This is a genomic window from Rhodococcus sp. IEGM1339 (assembly GCF_050321925.1).
Lineage (GTDB): Bacteria > Actinomycetota > Actinomycetes > Mycobacteriales > Mycobacteriaceae > Rhodococcus > Rhodococcus pyridinivorans.
This window is the reverse complement of record NZ_JBNQFT010000062.1, coordinates 1-1193: the sequence shown is the minus strand read 5'-3', so window position 1 is coordinate 1193 and position 1193 is coordinate 1. Positions and strand designations below refer to the sequence as shown.

Annotated in this window: 1 protein-coding gene; it reads left to right on the top strand. The window is 69.7% G+C overall.

Annotation, left to right across the window (positions count from 1 at the left end; all coding sequences use genetic code 11):
* Positions 1 to 1193: sigma 54-interacting transcriptional regulator (locus tag ACQR3U_RS23335; protein WP_428692138.1), on the top strand; the 1193-nt coding region annotated here is incomplete at both ends.

Here is a 1193-nt window from a genome sequence, read left to right as displayed (position 1 = left end):
CGAAGCTTGTGCGTGCGGCGCGGCCGGTCCTGGATCGGTTGGCCGATCAACTCGCCGATGCGCCGGTGACGATCTTGCTCGCCTCGCAGGATGCGACCATCGTCGATCGGCGTGCCGGGCAGCGGTCACTGCTCGGCCGTCTCGACCGTGCCCAGGTCGCCCCGGGGTTCATCTTCGCCGAGGAATGCGCCGGAACCAACGGGATCGGCACCGCCCTCGAAGAACGCAAAGCGTTCCGGGTCCGCGGGGAAGAGCACCTGCTCGAGGCGTTGCATCCGCTGGCCTGTGTCGGCTCCCCGATCGTCGATCCGGTCTCACGCGCGGTGACCGGCATCGTCGACATCACCTGCGAGATCGGCGATGTCAACGAGCTGATGGCACCGCTGGTGCTCTCGGCGGTACGCGATATCGAAGAGCGATTGTTCGCCCTGTCCGCCCGCAGCGAGCAGAACCTGCTGCGCGAATACATGCGCAGCAAACGCCGCGGCCACGCCGCGGTGGTGGCGATGAGCCGGGACACGGTGATCGCGACCCCGACGGTGTCACGGTTGATGGACTCGACCGATCAGATGATGATCTGGGACTGGATCAGCACCCATCTGGCCGCCAAGGACGAATGGGAAGGACCGCTGCGTTTCGCCGACGGGATCGACGTGCGGGTCCATGCCCGCCGGGTCGGTGAGTCCACCGATCCGCTCAGCGCGATCCTCGAACTGCGCCCGCTGGCCTCCCCGGCTCCGCCGCGACCGCGCGCCCGCCTGGCCCCCGCCGCGCCCGCCGGTGCGGCGCCGGCGACGCGTATCGCCGGCCGCAGCCTGGCCGCGCACCGACTCCAGGACCGGGTCGACGAGATCACCGCGACCGTCGCGCCGATGCTGATCGTCGGTGAGTCCGGTGTCGGCAAAACCCGTCTGGCGCGGCAGATCCAGCACCGCTGGGGCCGGCACGACCCGGTCCCGAGCGTCGATGCGTCGACGTTGACCCCCTCGGCGGTGGCCGAGTTGCGGGCGCGTCTGTCCGGCAGTTTCGCGTGCATCATCGAGCACCTCGACGAGGTCCCCGACGACGCTGTGGCTTCTACCCGGCGGTTGCTCGACGCTGCCGTCGAGCTGGGTGCACCGGTGATCGCCACCGCCACCTCGAGCACCCCCGACGATCTGCGGCATCAGGTGCAGACCCATGTGCGGCGCAGT